Annotated in this window: 9 protein-coding genes; 2 read left to right on the forward strand and 7 right to left on the reverse strand. The window is 67.5% G+C overall.

The window, feature by feature from the left end:
* Positions 1-302 precede the first annotated feature (302 nt).
* From malQ to V5A20_RS10085, 4 genes are all read right to left on the reverse strand, one after another.
* Positions 303-1,886 carry a 4-alpha-glucanotransferase gene (gene malQ / locus V5A20_RS10070; protein WP_332327257.1) on the reverse strand — a complete coding sequence of 528 codons (1,584 nt, stop codon included), beginning with the start codon at positions 1,884-1,886 and terminating at the stop codon, positions 303-305.
* Positions 1,887-2,122: 236 nt separating this feature from the next.
* Complete coding sequence (locus tag V5A20_RS10075) at positions 2,123-3,838, reverse strand: PH domain-containing protein (RefSeq protein WP_332316229.1); 1,716 nt, start codon at positions 3,836-3,838, stop codon at positions 2,123-2,125.
* The gene (locus V5A20_RS10080) at positions 3,838-4,371 is read right to left on the reverse strand and encodes a PH domain-containing protein (RefSeq protein ID WP_332316230.1); all 534 of its coding nucleotides are present in this window, start codon (positions 4,369-4,371) and stop codon (positions 3,838-3,840) included. The genes V5A20_RS10075 and V5A20_RS10080 overlap by 1 nt, the downstream gene beginning before the upstream one ends.
* Positions 4,372-4,474: 103 nt before the next feature.
* Complete coding sequence (locus V5A20_RS10085) at positions 4,475-5,029, reverse strand: shikimate kinase (RefSeq protein ID WP_332327254.1); 555 nt, start codon at positions 5,027-5,029, stop codon at positions 4,475-4,477.
* 128 nt (positions 5,030-5,157) lie between these two features.
* Here V5A20_RS10085 and truA point away from each other — a divergent pair, with 128 nt between their 5' ends.
* Positions 5,158-5,958, forward strand: a complete 801-nt coding sequence (gene truA, locus V5A20_RS10090; RefSeq protein WP_332327255.1) for a tRNA pseudouridine(38-40) synthase TruA — start codon at positions 5,158-5,160, stop codon at positions 5,956-5,958.
* A 12-nt stretch (positions 5,959-5,970) separates the two neighbouring features.
* On the opposite strand, the gene V5A20_RS10095 is transcribed toward truA, so the two are convergent.
* Genes V5A20_RS10095 through V5A20_RS10105 form a run of 3 tightly spaced genes read right to left on the reverse strand, consistent with a single transcriptional unit; the run spans position 5,971 to position 9,470 of the window.
* Positions 5,971-6,606, reverse strand: a complete 636-nt coding sequence (locus V5A20_RS10095) for a hypothetical protein (protein WP_332316233.1) — start codon at positions 6,604-6,606, stop codon at positions 5,971-5,973.
* 32 nt (positions 6,607-6,638) lie between these two features.
* Positions 6,639-8,045: a Dyp-type peroxidase gene (locus tag V5A20_RS10100; RefSeq protein WP_332316234.1), complete on the reverse strand. Its 1,407-nt coding sequence runs from the start codon at positions 8,043-8,045 to the stop codon at positions 6,639-6,641.
* Between the two features lie 39 nt (positions 8,046-8,084).
* Positions 8,085-9,470, reverse strand: a complete 1,386-nt coding sequence (locus V5A20_RS10105) for a hypothetical protein (protein WP_332316235.1) — start codon at positions 9,468-9,470, stop codon at positions 8,085-8,087.
* A gap of 541 nt (positions 9,471-10,011) precedes the next feature.
* Between V5A20_RS10105 and V5A20_RS10110 the strand changes: the two genes are divergently transcribed.
* Entirely contained in the window at positions 10,012-13,566 is a 3,555-nt protein-coding gene (locus tag V5A20_RS10110) for a PAS domain-containing sensor histidine kinase (RefSeq protein ID WP_332327256.1), read from the forward strand.
* Positions 13,567-13,647 lie beyond the last annotated feature (81 nt).

The following is a 13,647-nucleotide window of genomic DNA, read 5'->3' on the forward strand; positions in this document are numbered from 1 at the left end:
GCGGCCAGGGCGAGGGCCAGTATGTAGTCGTCGAAGTTGGACGCGTCCTTCTTGAGTGGACTGTTGGTGCGGGGGGCCTTGATCGTCTGCATGGTGCTGTGGGGCGTATTGGTCGTGGGCACGATTGGGGCGATTGTCGACGTCGCGTCAGGGGGAATCTCTCCCTGGCGCGGGGACTTCGACTCCCCCCTGCCCCGACCGGTCCGGGGGGTGCGACGGACCCCCGGCCTCGTGCGACGAACGGACCTCCGCGTTCGATTTCTTACGAGGGGGCGCTCGCCTCGCGGAAAGCGGCGGGACGGTTACTCGTAGTTCGACGCCCGCCCGTACAGGTGCGTGAGCTCCGCCAAAAGGGCCTCGTCCTCGTCTGAGACGTGGCCGGGCCTGAGGCGCCACGTCCAGTTGTCGCCCTCCGTGCCAGGCGTATTGATGCGGCCCTCGCTGCCCAGGCCAATTACGTCCTGCAGGGGCGTCACCACGCGGTCGGCAACCGACGCCATGACCGCCCGAAGCGCCTGCCGATGGACGCTGTCGTCGGGGTTTGTGTCGGGCAGGTTGAGGTACGAACGGACAAACTCCCGCTCCTTCTTGGAGAGGTCCTCTCGCCACCAGCCCACGAGGGTATTGTTGTCGTGAGTGCCGGTGTAGGCGACCAGGTTGCGGCGGTGATGGTGGGGCAGGAAGTCGTTGTCCGGGCCGCCGCCGAAGGCGAACTGGAGGACGGCCATCCCCGAAAACTCAAACGTGTCTCGCAGCGCCCCCACCGAGTCGGTAATGATGCCGAGGTCCTCGGCCACGACGGGCAGGTCGCCGAACTCGTTCTCCATGGCGCGGAAGAACGCGGCGCCGGGCCCTTTCTCCCACGAGCCGTCGATGGCGGTGTCGTGTTGGGCGGGAATGGCCCAGTACTCGTCGAAGCCCCGGAAGTGGTCGAGCCGGACGAGGTCGAAGAGGGCGAAGGCCCGCCGCAGCCGTTCGGTCCACCACTTGAAGTCGCGCTCCGCCATTCGGTCCCACCGGTAGATCGGATTGCCCCACCGCTGGCCCTCGGGGCTGAAGTAGTCGGGCGGCACGCCGGCCACCACAGTGGGGTCGCCGTCCTCGTCGAGGTGAAACAGGTCCTGGTGGGCCCACACGTCGGCACTGTCGCGGGCCACGTAGATGGGCAGGTCGCCGAACAGGCGGATGTCGCGGGCTCGGCAGTAGGCCTGTAGGGCCGTCCACTGCCGGTGGAAGAGGTACTGCCAGTAGACGTGTCGATCGATCGCCGTCTCGTGCTCGTCGCGGGCGCGCTGGAGGGCGTCCGGGTCCCGGCGCGCGAGGGCCGGCTCCCACTCCGTCCACGTCGCCCCCTCATGGGCGTCCTTCAAGGCCGCATAAAGGGCGTAGTCATCCAGCCAGGCGGATTGGGTCTCCTGGAACCGCCGGATGCGTGCGGCATCGGCGGTCGAGGCGTCGGCTCGAAAGCGCTCGAAGGCGGTGCGGAGCACTGTGCGCTTGCGGGGGACCAGGCGCGCGTAGTCGACGTGGTCGTCGGGCAGGGCCGTGAGGGGCGCCAGGTCGTCTTCCGTGAGCAGCCCGTCCTCCACGAGGGGCTCCGGACTGATGAGGAGCGGGTTGCCGGCAAATGTGGATGGGCTGGAGTAGGGCGAGGCGCCGGGCCCGATGGGCCCCACCGGCAGCACCTGCCACAGCCGCTGGTTGGTACGGGTGAGAAGGTCGGCAAACTGGAAGGCGGCCGGACCCAGATCGCCGATGCCGTACCGGCTGGGAAGGGCGCTCACGGGAAGCAGAAGGCCGCTCGTGCGTCGAGAATCCACGGAAGTAAACGGTTGGTGAAGGGAGGCAGCGTTGGGGAGAGGGCGTGATGGGCAACGAAACGAGATGAAGGATTTTCACATGGGGCCCATGGCCTGTCTGACGAATGTAGACGCCGTTCCATCCGGTCGGAGGCGGCCCAGGCTAAACGCTGCCCGCACGTCCTCCCGAGAGGTGGGACGACAAGCGAGGGTGCGCTTTGGGGGCTCCACGTCCGGAAAACTGGGGGCTGGGCATTCGTCAGAAGCTGTTGGCGGTTGGGTCGAGGGCCCTCGAGCGACAGGGAAAAAGCCGTGAGAATGGCTCAGGAAGGGGGCTCGTCGACCGGAAGATGGGGGCGTTCGTCGGGGGCGAGCCGCGTGTCGGGGGCGCCGGTGGCGGCCTCCACCCGGGTCCGGTACAGCTGCCGGAAGCGCCGGTAGAGCGCGCCGAATTGGGCGTCGGCCTCCGCGGCGGGCACGTCGATCACCTCGGGATAGGCGAACGTGGCCGCCCCGGCGGTGTCCACGAAGAGTGTCTTGAGGCCGAGGCGGCGTTGAAAGATCGATGCGGTGGTGTGGAAGACGTGAAACTTCTCGACCGGAAGGATCCACAGGTAGTGCGACAGCACGCCCCGGCGGATGTAGAAGCCGTCCTCGCCGGCGGCATACCCGTGATTCTGGTACTGGAGGACGGCCCATCCCAGGATGAAGGGCACGAGCCCGAAGCCCCACCAGGGCAGGACGACGCCGCCCAGGTGCAGCCAGTCGGCCGGCCAGAAGTAGACGGTGGGCAAGAGGAGGGCGGCCCACACCGCCGTGTAGCGAATGAACCGGCGGCGAATGGTCAGGCGCGACACGTGTGCGAACGACTCGGGCAGCTCTACGGAGCGCACCTGGCGGGCCAGCTCAAGAATGCGCCCCGCGCCGGCGAAGGGGGCGATGACGCGGTGTCCCTGCTCCTCCACGTCCAGTCCCACCGTTTGCACCTTTAGCTCGTACCACCCGAAGGCGCGCATGAAGGGATTGGTGCGGAGGATGAGCGCCTGCACCTTGTCAAGGGGCACCGTGCCCTCCGTCACCGTAAAGAGCCCATGGCGCTTGCGCAGCTTGTCGCCGTCGAGCCACAGGCGGAAGTCGTAGTAGCGCGCGACGTGAACCCCGATGCCGCTGACCCAGCCCAAAAACACGGCGGCCACCACCGTCGTGAGGATGGCCAGGGCCGGATGGCTGAAGATCACCTCGGACACCCATCCCACGCGGCCCTGGGCCCGCAGCACCCGTTCGACCAGCGCCTCCGGGTTGAACAGCTCGAGCACCGTGAAAATGACGGCGAGGTAGAGCAGCGAGAACCGAAAGGCCCCCGACAACAGCACGCGACGCAGCGACATGTCGAGCAGGGTTTCCGTGTCGGCGGCGTCCTCCGCGTCCGCGCTTGCTGCCGCCTCGGCCTCCTGCGAGCCCCGCTGGAACGACCGGACGACCTGGCGGATCTTCTGGGCCTCGTCCTGATGCACGTACTCCAGGCTGCCCTCGGTGCTCGTGCTGCCGGCGGTCTCGAGCTTCACCTTCGCGATCCCGAACAGCCGGGCGACGAGGTTGCGCTCGATCTGGATGTTCTGAACGCGCTCGATGGGGATGCTCCGGTTCTTTCGGTTCAGCACGCCGCTCTGGATGACGATCTGCTTCGGCGTGATGCGGTAGCTGAACCGCCAGTACTGAAGCAGGATGGCCGGCAGGGCGAACACGCCGTACAACACCCCGAGCACGAGGGAGGTGACGTTTTCCGTGGAGCCGGGATTGCGGAGAAGCGGGAGCAGGATGATCACCAGGGCGGGCAGGCTGGCGCCCACGCGCAGAAGGAGCGTGAGCGGGTGCAGGCGCTGCGGCTCCCGGACGGCCCCGAGCGTCGTGGCGGTCGCGGCCTCGCCTGCTCCGGTCGGGGCCGGCTCCTCTTCCTTCTCCTCGCCGGCGGGGCGGTCCGGCGCCGGGGACGCGTCCGGGCGCCCATCAGAATTAGACTCCGTGGGGGAGGGCGGCATTACACCGGCTCTTCAGTGAGCGGGTCTTCGAGGATGAAGCGCTTGATCTTGTCCCGAATGGCCTCGGCCTCCGATAGGGGGAGGCCGGGAATCACGACGTCGCTGCTGCGAGACCCGGCGGTGTGCACCACGAGGCGCCCGAGTGCAAATTCGCGCTCGACCAGGTCCTGAGACACATCGACGTGCTGGATGCGGCGCAGCGGCACAATTGTGCGGACGTGCTGCAGCACCCCGTGCTCCATGTAGAGCTCCTCGGGCCGCAGCGCGAACCCCCAGGCCCGGTAGCGCAGGCGCGGCCAGGCCACGCAGTACAGCACGCCGCCCACGAGCACCGTTCCCGACAGCGCGCCGAAGGGAAGCCAGGCGTCGGACGAGAACAGGTGGGTGAGGTCGTAGAACAGGGCAGGAAGGAACAGCAACACCGAAAAGGCGGCCATCTTGATCGTCCAGATGGTCCGGATCGACGGGTTGAGCGATCGGATGGCGCCGTCGGCCGCCACGTCGGCAACGTCCGCGCCGGCGGGAGCATTCATAAAAGGAGACAACAGAAGTCCAAAGCGCGAGGGACAGCAACTGTGTTCAAACAAGGACCCCGGGCGAGGTTTCCGCGGGGCTCGGCACTGGAGGGGCCCGGCCTTATTCCGACCTAACCTGCTCCGACCTGGCCTGCTCCGACACCACCTCCACGACCCCGGCGACCACTGCCTCGACCGGACGGTCGGCGGCGAGGGTGTGGTGGGCCGCCCCGTAGGCGGGGCGTCGGGTCTCCAGCAGCCCCTCGATGCGGGCGCGCTGCTCGGTCCGTGGCAGCCGGGTGCCCGTGTCGTCCTCCAGGAGGGGGCGCCGGGTGTCGTCATCCGCCACGCGGTCCAGCAGCGTGTCGACCGGGGCCTCCAGATACAGGACGAGGCCGTGCTCTTTCGCGAAGGCGCGGTTGGTCTCGTCCACGAGGGCCCCGCCTCCGAGCGCCACGACGAGATCGTCGGTCTCGGCCGTTCGGCGGAGCAGGTCACGCTCGAGCCCGCGGAAGTACTCTTCTCCGTCCTCCGCAAAAATGGCGGGGATGGATCGACCGTCGTGAGCGGTGATCAGGCGGTCGAGGTCGAGGAACGGCTGGCCGAGCCGCGCCGCGGCCTCGGGGCCGACGGTCGACTTGCCACTCGCCATAAAGCCAGTCAGGTAGACGCGCATGGGGGGCGATCAAAAGTCGGGAAGGAGAAAAGGGCTGTGGGCGAGGACGTGGGGCGTTGCGAGAGACCACACACGGGCTGACGGCGTACACGCTCCTCCGCACGCGTCCCATCCATCCTTGCCCAACGATGCCCCGGTATCGATTGCTCATCGAGTACGACGGAACCGACTTCCACGGGTGGCAGATCCAACCCGATGTGCGCACGGTGCAGGGGGCGCTGGAAGAGGCCGTAGAGACGGTGGTCGGGACGGCGTGCCGGGTGACCGGCTCGGGCCGCACCGACGCCGGGGTGCACGCGCGCCAGCAGGTGGCCCACGTCGACCTCCCGGAGGCCCGCGATCCGTTTCGGCTGCGGGGCTCGCTGAACGGCCTCACCCCAGAGTCCGTGGCGGTGCGTCGGGTGGAGCGGGCGTCGGACGACTTTCACGCCCGCTACGACGCCTGCCGGCGCCGCTACCATTATCACCTGCACACCCAGCCCTGCGCGCTGGAGCGACGCACCCGCACTGAGGTGCGCCCCGTGCCCGATTTCGACCGCATCCGGGCCGCCACGCCCGACCTGCTCGGACAGCGCAATTTTAGCTCGTTTTGTCTCACCCAGTCCGGGACCGAGAACCGCGTTTGCACGCTCACCCATGCCCGGTGGGTCGACGAGGGCCGGCGGGGCGTCTGGCGGTTCGAGGTGGTCGGCACCCGGTTTCTGCACGGCATGGTGCGCGCCCTCGTCGGTACGCTCATCGAAATTGGGCACGAGAAGCGCGCCGCGGACAGCCTCCCGGACGTGCTGGCCGCCCGGGACCGGCGCGTGGCGGGGCCGTCGATGCCGCCGGAAGGACTGGTGCTGGAGACCGTCCGGTACGAGCAGTCGCTGTTCCGTAGAGACGGGGATCCGCTCGTGCCGGCGGTGGCGGCAGACCGGGCCCCTTGAGCTGGGCGGGTCCTACGCCGGGGCCGGCGCGGGATGCTCGGTCTCTTCGCCGGGCCGGAGGTCGCTGCCCTGGAGGACGTGCTCGATCGACAGCCCGATGAGCAGGCAGGCGGCCCCGAGCAGGGGGCGGTCGGCGCGGACGAAGGCCAGCCACCCCACGGCCCCCGCCACCTCCATGAACGTGAACAGCAGTGTGCTCGGGCTCGTGGCGTACGCGAGCGGATTCGTTCGCTTCAGTGCTCCCATCTCCACGCTGTGCTCAATCGTCATGAGCACCATGAGGACGATGCCTGCCACGGCCATGTTCGTCGCCGGCGCCGCCGCGATCGCTCCCATCTCTCCGTCCGCCAGGGCGAGCCAGAAGATCCAGATCAGCACCTCGCTGAGGGTGATGACCAAGAGGCCGGCGACCGTGACGAGGAGCGACCGCTGAACGGGCCCGCCGCCCCGCGACCGGTAGACGTACCGGATCCACAGGTACACCGAAATGCGTTCCACCGCGAAGCCGGCCCACAGCAGCACGTTGGCCCGCACGAACTGCCCCGCGTCCAGAAAGTGGAGCCAGAAATAGAGGGCCGCGAACTCCCCCGCCGTGGCGATGATGAAGGGAAAGACGTCCGTCTTGAAGTCAAGCCGGTCGAGGGGCATGGGCGCAGGGCAAAAGGAACGAAAAGCGAACATCATGCAGGCAGGTCCGCGCGGCCCAGAAAGCGGAGGGCCGTGAGGCTCGGCATAAAGAAGTAGGCGCCGCCCCGCACCTCCACGAACCGCTGCATGTCCGTCACGCGGCGGCGCACCGGCGTGTCGGGAATCGTAAAGGTCGTGCTCTCGTCTTCGGGGCTGCCCATGAGCGGATCGGGGTCGTCGTAGAGGCCGCTGAATTTTTGGTTCTCGATCCAGGTCTGCTGCGTGAATTCGAACTGGCGGGCGATGTCGCCGCACAGGCAGAGAAAGTGGAGGCCCCGCTCGGCGTCGTCGGTCGCGGCCAGCATGTCGTCCACGTCGAAGTCGTCGGCGAGGGGCGGGCCGTACGGGCGCCCCCGGCGCACGAGGCGGTGCCGGTTGGAGACTGTCGTGGACTCCTCGGGCCCGCCCTCCAGCGAGTCGCGCGGGTTGGAGCGGCGCAGGTGCGAGGCGAATGGACACCGCAGGCCGTCGGGGTCCTCTTCGTGGTATCCAAAGTCGTCCCGCGGCTCGGCGTCGGGGTCGTCGGGGGCGAGGGCCAGCGGCGCCCCGTTGCGCCAGCGGCCTACCATCTTGGCGGCCAGGCGGTGCCGTTCTTCGGCGGAGCCGTAGACCTCCTCGCTCGCCTCGGTCACGAACGTCCAGAAGCCCTGCACGTCCTGGCTGAGCTGGCGGGCGACGACGTAGGTGCCGTTGTGCCCCAAGTCGCCGCGCACGCCGCTGTGCTCGGTGTCGGTGCGGGGCAGGATCTCCTCGGGGTCGTGGGCGAGGGGCACGGACGGGCGCACGGGACGCTCGCCGTAGGCGTTCGGGTAGCCGAGAAAGAACTCGCCGGGGGGGACTGTATTCTCGGGCGCCCCTGTGCGGCTCAGGCCGTCGACGATCGGCTGGCTGATGCCGTCCCGAAAGCCAAAGTGCTCCCGGGCCGGCTCGAACGAGGTGGTGTCGAGGCGCTCCGTCTCCGCGAGGCCCTGCAGGCCGTCGCGCACCGTCTCGACGCGGGCGTCCAGGGTGTCGGCGTCGACTGCAAACAGCATGACCAGGACGTGGGCGGGGCTTTCCTCCGTCCCCCAGCGCCAGTTTCCCGGGGCACTCTCGCCATCGTCCCCCAGGATGCGCTGCCGGTAGGGGGCATCCATGCCCTCCCAGAAGGCCTGGTCGAAGGTCTGGAGGGTGTCGTCCCCGAATCCGAGTGCGCGCAGCCCGTCCCCCGTAAAGGCCACCTGCAGAGCAGACGTTGAGGGCTTCGGGTCGGCCGGCGTCACGTCCGCGGCGAGAGACCGGCACCACGCCTGGGCGGCCGCAGGCTCCTCGATACGGAAGAGGAGAAACGACGCCTCGGGCAGCCCCTTGTAGCCCCGAGCCAGGAAGCCCTGCATGTCCGTCAGTTCGAGGGAGGCCATGGCGATGAAGGAGGTTTGGAACAGAGACCGAAACTGGGCTCAGAGACGCCGGAGCCAGGCCCGGGTCTCCGCCGGCGTCTGGTCGCCGAAGAGGCCGGCACGGATCGCCGAGTTGTTGTTGATGTTTTGCACCGTCAGGTCGCGGTAGGCGCTGTACCAGACCTGCGTGAGCACCTGGCTGTTGCGGGCGTAGGCCTTGAACCGCTTCTCATCGCGCGCCCCGGCCCCCACCAAGAAGCGGGTCTTGGGGAACCCGACGGTGTTGCTCCACACGGCCGTGAGGCCGCTGGCGGCCTTGTCGATGAAGTCGCCAAGGTAGTTCTCCCAGCTCCCGTCGAAGTTGCTGAAGAAGACCAGCCGCCGCCCGTCGTCGATGGCGACCCAGCGGGCGAAGTGGATCGACGAGATGCTCCCGAGCCGGCCCTCAGTGTACACGTACCGCCCGAAGAGGTCGATGGCCCAGAGGACAGTGCAGAGCGTGGCGTACCGGAGCCGACCCGCCTTCACCGTAGTGACGCTGCTCATCTGATTCTGCACGATCCGGTCCTCCGTCTCCGCGAGGCGCCGCACGTGCTCGTAGTCCGTCACCGGGGGAAACTCCTCGTCCCGACGCTCGCGCCGACGGAGCCAGGCCACGTACGCCCCGAAGCCCCCCAGAAGGAGAGCCCCCTCGACCCCGAGAAGCGCCCATCCCGAGCCGGAGGCCCACGGCAGCGCGACGAGAAGAAGAAGAGCGGTCGTCAAGGCCGCAAAGAGGGCGCTGTCCCACGGCTGGGGCCAGCGCGAGGGCGCCTCGGGCGGATCGGACCGGGCCCAGGCAAAGTTCGAGTCCGACCGCAGAAGGGCCTTCGGGGAAAGATCGGGATCCGACCGCACGAAGTCTTGAATCGACGCCCGCACCGCCTCGGGGGACTGCTCGCGGAGCGACGGGTCTTCTCGGCTCCTCTCGTCCAGAAACTGCTGAATGGCGGTGCGCAGGTCCGCCTCGCGGCGGATCTGTTTGACGGTGCGCCCTCGGGTGCCCACGTACAGCGTATCGTACCCGACGTCGTGGGCGCGCAGGTAGGAAATCACGTCGCCGTCGGAGCGCTCGCCGGGCGCAGGATAGCCCGTGCAGTGCTGATAAATGCGGTCGAGCGCCGGGCCGCCCACGTCCACGAGCTCTGTCAGGTGGGCTGCCAGCGGCTCGTCGTAATTGGTCGACAGGACGAGCTGGGAGTCCGTCTGGCGGCCGAGGTCGTCGGTGGCGGCGGGTAGCACGACCCACCGGAGGAAGTGCACGCGCTCGAGTTGATCGAATGGAAGGTCCTCGTGCGACGGCACGGCCTCGTTGATTTCGTCCAGGACCGCCGCGAGCGCGGCGTCGTGCCCCGGCAAAACAGGGGTCGCGATGGTAAGCCCGTTCTGGTAGGGTGCACGTGCCATACAAAGACCGACCGGGCCGAACGAAGAGAAAGGACCTTGGAGTCCCGGGCGAGAGGAGCGGTGCGGCGAATTGCACGAAGACCATTCGTGCAGGCGCCGAAAAGTGGAGCATTCAAAAAGTAAACGTGCGGTGAACTATTAATCAAGAAGACGTGATGGAATTTCTGGCGCTCCCGAAAAAGATCCTCGGAAGCGGGCGTCTGGACCCGGGCGGGGCACTGGGCAACTGTGTTGAGACGGAAGCGAGCCCCAGAGCCGGCCCCCAAACGACGCCTTGCAGGGCCGGAACCGGGGGCTGGGGGACATCGGTGTGCATTTTGCACTAGTTCAGGGTACCTTTTACTCGTCTTACTCGTCCCACCGCTCGCCCCCACGTTCCCCTGTGCGAATGCATCGTTTGTCCCCCCTTTTGCTCCTCGGGGGCGTACTGGCTGGCCTCATGGCTCTTGGGCCAGCGAGGGCCGCCCCAGACGCGGCCTTCTCGCAGAGCGCCCCTTCGGGACCGTCTCTCGATCAGGGACAGCAGGACACGAGGCAGGATGTGGCACTTGCACCCATCGCTGAGGTCCGGGTCGACGAGGATGCGGATGCTGTGCCGGACCGGACGGGCGACACGGTCAGCGTCGCGGGGCGGGTGACTGCCAATCCCGGAAGCCTCCCGCTTCCGAAGGCGGGGATGGGGGCGCTCCAGGACTCCACGGGGGGAGTCCATTTCGTCGCGACGGGAGAGAGAGGCATCGAGCGCGGCGACAGTCTTCGCGTCTGGGGGGTGCTTCGGCACGTCAACGGCCTCGCCCAGATCGAAGTCTTTCGTCAGAAGACCCTGGAGGCATCCCCGAGGGTCCCGGCTCCGACTCCTCTTACCGTGCCCTCCGCGGCCACCGAGGCGTACGAAGGCCGTCTCGTGCGCGTGCGGGGGGTTGTCACCGCCCGCAGTGCAAACCGCGGGGGCGAGTACTTCGTTCTACGAGAGAGGCAAGGGACTGACGCGCAACTCACCATTTATGTGGCCAATCAGCACGTCGAGCGCATCCAGCCGGACCGTTTTGAGGTCGGCGACGAGGCGACGACAGTTGGAATTGTTGGCCAGTACGACCTGTCCTACCAGATCCATGCCCGAGCGAAAGAGGACCTGTCTCACGTCCAAGCCCCTTGGGCGTACCTAAAGTGGGTCCTGGTGGGCGTTGGGGCGCTCGTTCTGGTGGCGGGAGCGGTGGTGTTTGTGCTGCGGACCGCCGTGCGGCGCCGGACCCGCGAGCTGCGGGAAAGCCAGGAGGCACTGCGCGAGAAGGAAAGCCGGCTCCGGTCAATCACCGAGAACGTCTCGGATGGCATCTACCGGTCGACAGAAGACGGACTCGTGTACGCCAATCCAGCCCTCATCGACATGTTTGGCTACGAAGACCTGGAGGCGTTCCGGGAGGCCGATCCCCGAACGTTCTATGCCGATCCGGACCGACGGGAAGAGCTCATCGAGAAGGAAGCCCGAGAGGGCCGGCTCGACAGCGAAGAAGTCCGGTACCGGCGAAAAGATGGGTCGACGTTTATCGGGCTGCTCAGCACGCGCCAGACGGAGCAGGAAGATGGTACCGAGAAGTACTTCGATGGCGCCGTCACCGACATCACGGAGCGGAGGCGCCGGCAGAAGGCGCTGCGCCGGTCAAAGCGCCGGTACCAGACCCTCGTCGACAACTTCCCTGAGGGGGGTGTTTTTCTGTTCGACGAAGACCTCACCTACCAGCTTGCAGGAGGGCGGGGCCTGGCGGACGTCGGCCTTTCTAAGGGGGACCTCATCGGATGCACGCTCCACGACCTTTTCCCGGACGAGATTGCCGAGCGGCAGGCCGAACACTACCGCCGGGCCCTTGAGGGCGAAGAGAGCACGCTGGAGGAGAGCTATCAGGGACGCCACTATCGCGTTCAGGTGCTGCCGGTCCGGAATGGGGCGGAGGTGGTGGGGGGGATGGCCGTTTCGCGGGACATCACTGAGCGAAAGCGTCAGCGGAAGGCTCTGGAGGAGCGCCAGACGAAGATCAGAGCCCTCTACTCAGCGGCCGATCGGCTGCTCCGGGCCACCAGCCCGGATGAGGTGGGGGAGGCCCTCGTCCGGTTGGTGGGCCAGACGCTCGGCTACCAGGGGGTGTCGGTTCGCTTCGCCCGAGGCGGAATGCTGGAGGCACGCCATGTCGCGGACGCCACCCGGACGTTCATGCCGGCGCGCCCCGACGTCCCGGTCGATGGGGACAGTGCCATGGCCGAGGTCTATCGGAGCGGTCAGACCCTCGCGGTCGGGGACCTAGAGACCGCAGAGGCGGAGCCGCGTCATGACTACGGCGACCTGCGGTCGGTGGTCGTTGCGCCGATGGGGGAGCACGGCACCTTTGCGGTCGCCTCCCCGGAGCCTGAGGCCATCAGCACGTTCGACACGCACCTGATTGAGGTGCTTAGCACCTACGCCACGGTGATCCTCGACCGCCTGGATCGGACGCAGGCCCTGCAGGAGGAGCGGGACCTGCTGGGGCGCGTTCTCGAGACCAGCCCCAACGCCATCGTGCGGGTGGATCGCGACGGCACCTTCATCGAGGCGAACGGGCAGATCCGAGAGGTGCTGGGGGCCAGCAAGGAGAAAATCATCGGCCGCACGTACAACGATTCGGGGTGGGACATCACGGCGCCCGACGGCAGCCGTGTGCCGGAGGAGGAGCTGCCGTTTTTCCAGATCATGTCGACCGGAGAGCCGGTTCGAGGAATCGAGCACACAATCTGCCAGCCTGACGGGAGCCGACGAATTCTGTCGGTAAGCGGGGCGCCGCTGTACGACGAGGAGGGCGGCATTGGGGAGGTTGTTTTTCACCTCAACGACATTACGGGCCAACGGCGGCGGCAGCGGGCCCTGCGGGAGCGAGAACAAATGATCGAAGCATTGTACGAGGCGACGGGGGAGCTCCTCCGGGCGGAGCGCCGAGCCGAAGTGGCGGATCACCTGGTCGCCCTCGTCAGCGATACGCTTGGCCACCCCGCGACGACCATCCGCTGGGTACGGGACGGCCAACTGGAGCCGAGCCGGGTTCCCCAGGCCGTTCGCGAGCGCATGCCGGAGCGCCCGGCGTACGACCTTGACGGGGATACGCCGGCCGCCCGGGCCTATCGCGCCGGGGAAACGCGGGTCTACGACGACCTTTCGACCGTCGTCGACGAGATGGATCGCGGGGACATCCGGGCAACCGCATACGTCCCGGTGGGAGAGTATGGCCTCATCTCGGTGGGCAGTCCCGAGGTGGGGGGCATCGATGCCTTCGATCGTCGGCTCCTGGAGGTGCTCTCCGCCTACGCGGCGCTGGTGCTCGAGCGACTCGACCGGGAGAAGGCCCTCCGCGAGACGAAGCGGAAGGCCGAAGAGGCCAGCCGCATGAAGTCGTCGTTCCTCGCAAACATGAGCCACGAAATCCGAACCCCCTTGACCTCGATTATTGGCTTCGCCGAGGCCATTGGGGAGGATACGGCGGCGGCCTCCCGCTTCGCGCCCCTCATCGAACGGGGCGGAAAGCGCCTGCTTGAGACCCTTGAGGGAGTGCTGAACCTCTCAAAACTGGAGGCCGGGCAGATGGAACTGGAGCAACGACCGGTGAACCTGGCCGACCAGGCCCACTGCACCGCCGAGGAGCTTCGCCCGGAGGCCGCAGAGAAGGGGCTCACCCTACAGGTGGAAACGGAAGAGCGCCCTGTCCAGGCCTGGGCCGACGAGGGCGGGGTGCAGATCGTGCTTCGCAACCTTCTCTCCAACGCGATCAAGTACACGACCGCCGGATGTGTCACGGTGCAGGTCTCCCACGAAGACGAAACGGCACGTCTGAAGGTCGAAGACACCGGGATCGGGATGGAGCCGGAGACGGTAAAGGAATTGTTCGAGCCGTTCCGGCAGGCCTCCGAGGGAATGAGTCGAGAGTACGAGGGAACGGGGGTGGGGCTGGCGGTGACGAAAAAGGCGGTGGAGGAGATGGGAGGGACCATAGAGGTGGACACCCGGAAGGGAGAAGGCAGTTGCTTTACTGTACGCCTGCCGGGCGCCGACGCGAACCAGGGACGCGGGGCCTAAGCGAAGGCCAGACGCAATCCCCTCCGGCGGTGGAAGGGGCATCTCTCTGTTTCTCCCTGTGTACGGACCCTGTGTACGGAG

This window comes from Salinibacter sp. (assembly GCF_036626415.1).
In the GTDB taxonomy this organism is placed as follows: domain Bacteria; phylum Bacteroidota; class Rhodothermia; order Rhodothermales; family Salinibacteraceae; genus Salinibacter.

Bases quoted from the DNA above. Each gene is read 5' to 3' on its own strand.
- V5A20_RS10080 (WP_332316230.1), bottom strand. From the start codon at position 4,371: ATGAATGCTCCCGCCGGCGCGGACGTTGCCGACGTGGCGGCCGACGGC.
- truA (WP_332327255.1), top strand. From the start codon at position 5,158: ATGCCCCGGTATCGATTGCTCATCGAGTACGACGGAACCGACTTCCAC.
- V5A20_RS10105 (WP_332316235.1), bottom strand. From the start codon at position 9,470: ATGGCACGTGCACCCTACCAGAACGGGCTTACCATCGCGACCCCTGTT.
- V5A20_RS10085 (WP_332327254.1), bottom strand. From the start codon at position 5,029: ATGCGCGTCTACCTGACTGGCTTTATGGCGAGTGGCAAGTCGACCGTC.
- V5A20_RS10075 (WP_332316229.1), bottom strand. From the start codon at position 3,838: ATGCCGCCCTCCCCCACGGAGTCTAATTCTGATGGGCGCCCGGACGCG.
- V5A20_RS10100 (WP_332316234.1), bottom strand. From the start codon at position 8,045: ATGGCCTCCCTCGAACTGACGGACATGCAGGGCTTCCTGGCTCGGGGC.
- V5A20_RS10095 (WP_332316233.1), bottom strand. From the start codon at position 6,606: ATGCCCCTCGACCGGCTTGACTTCAAGACGGACGTCTTTCCCTTCATC.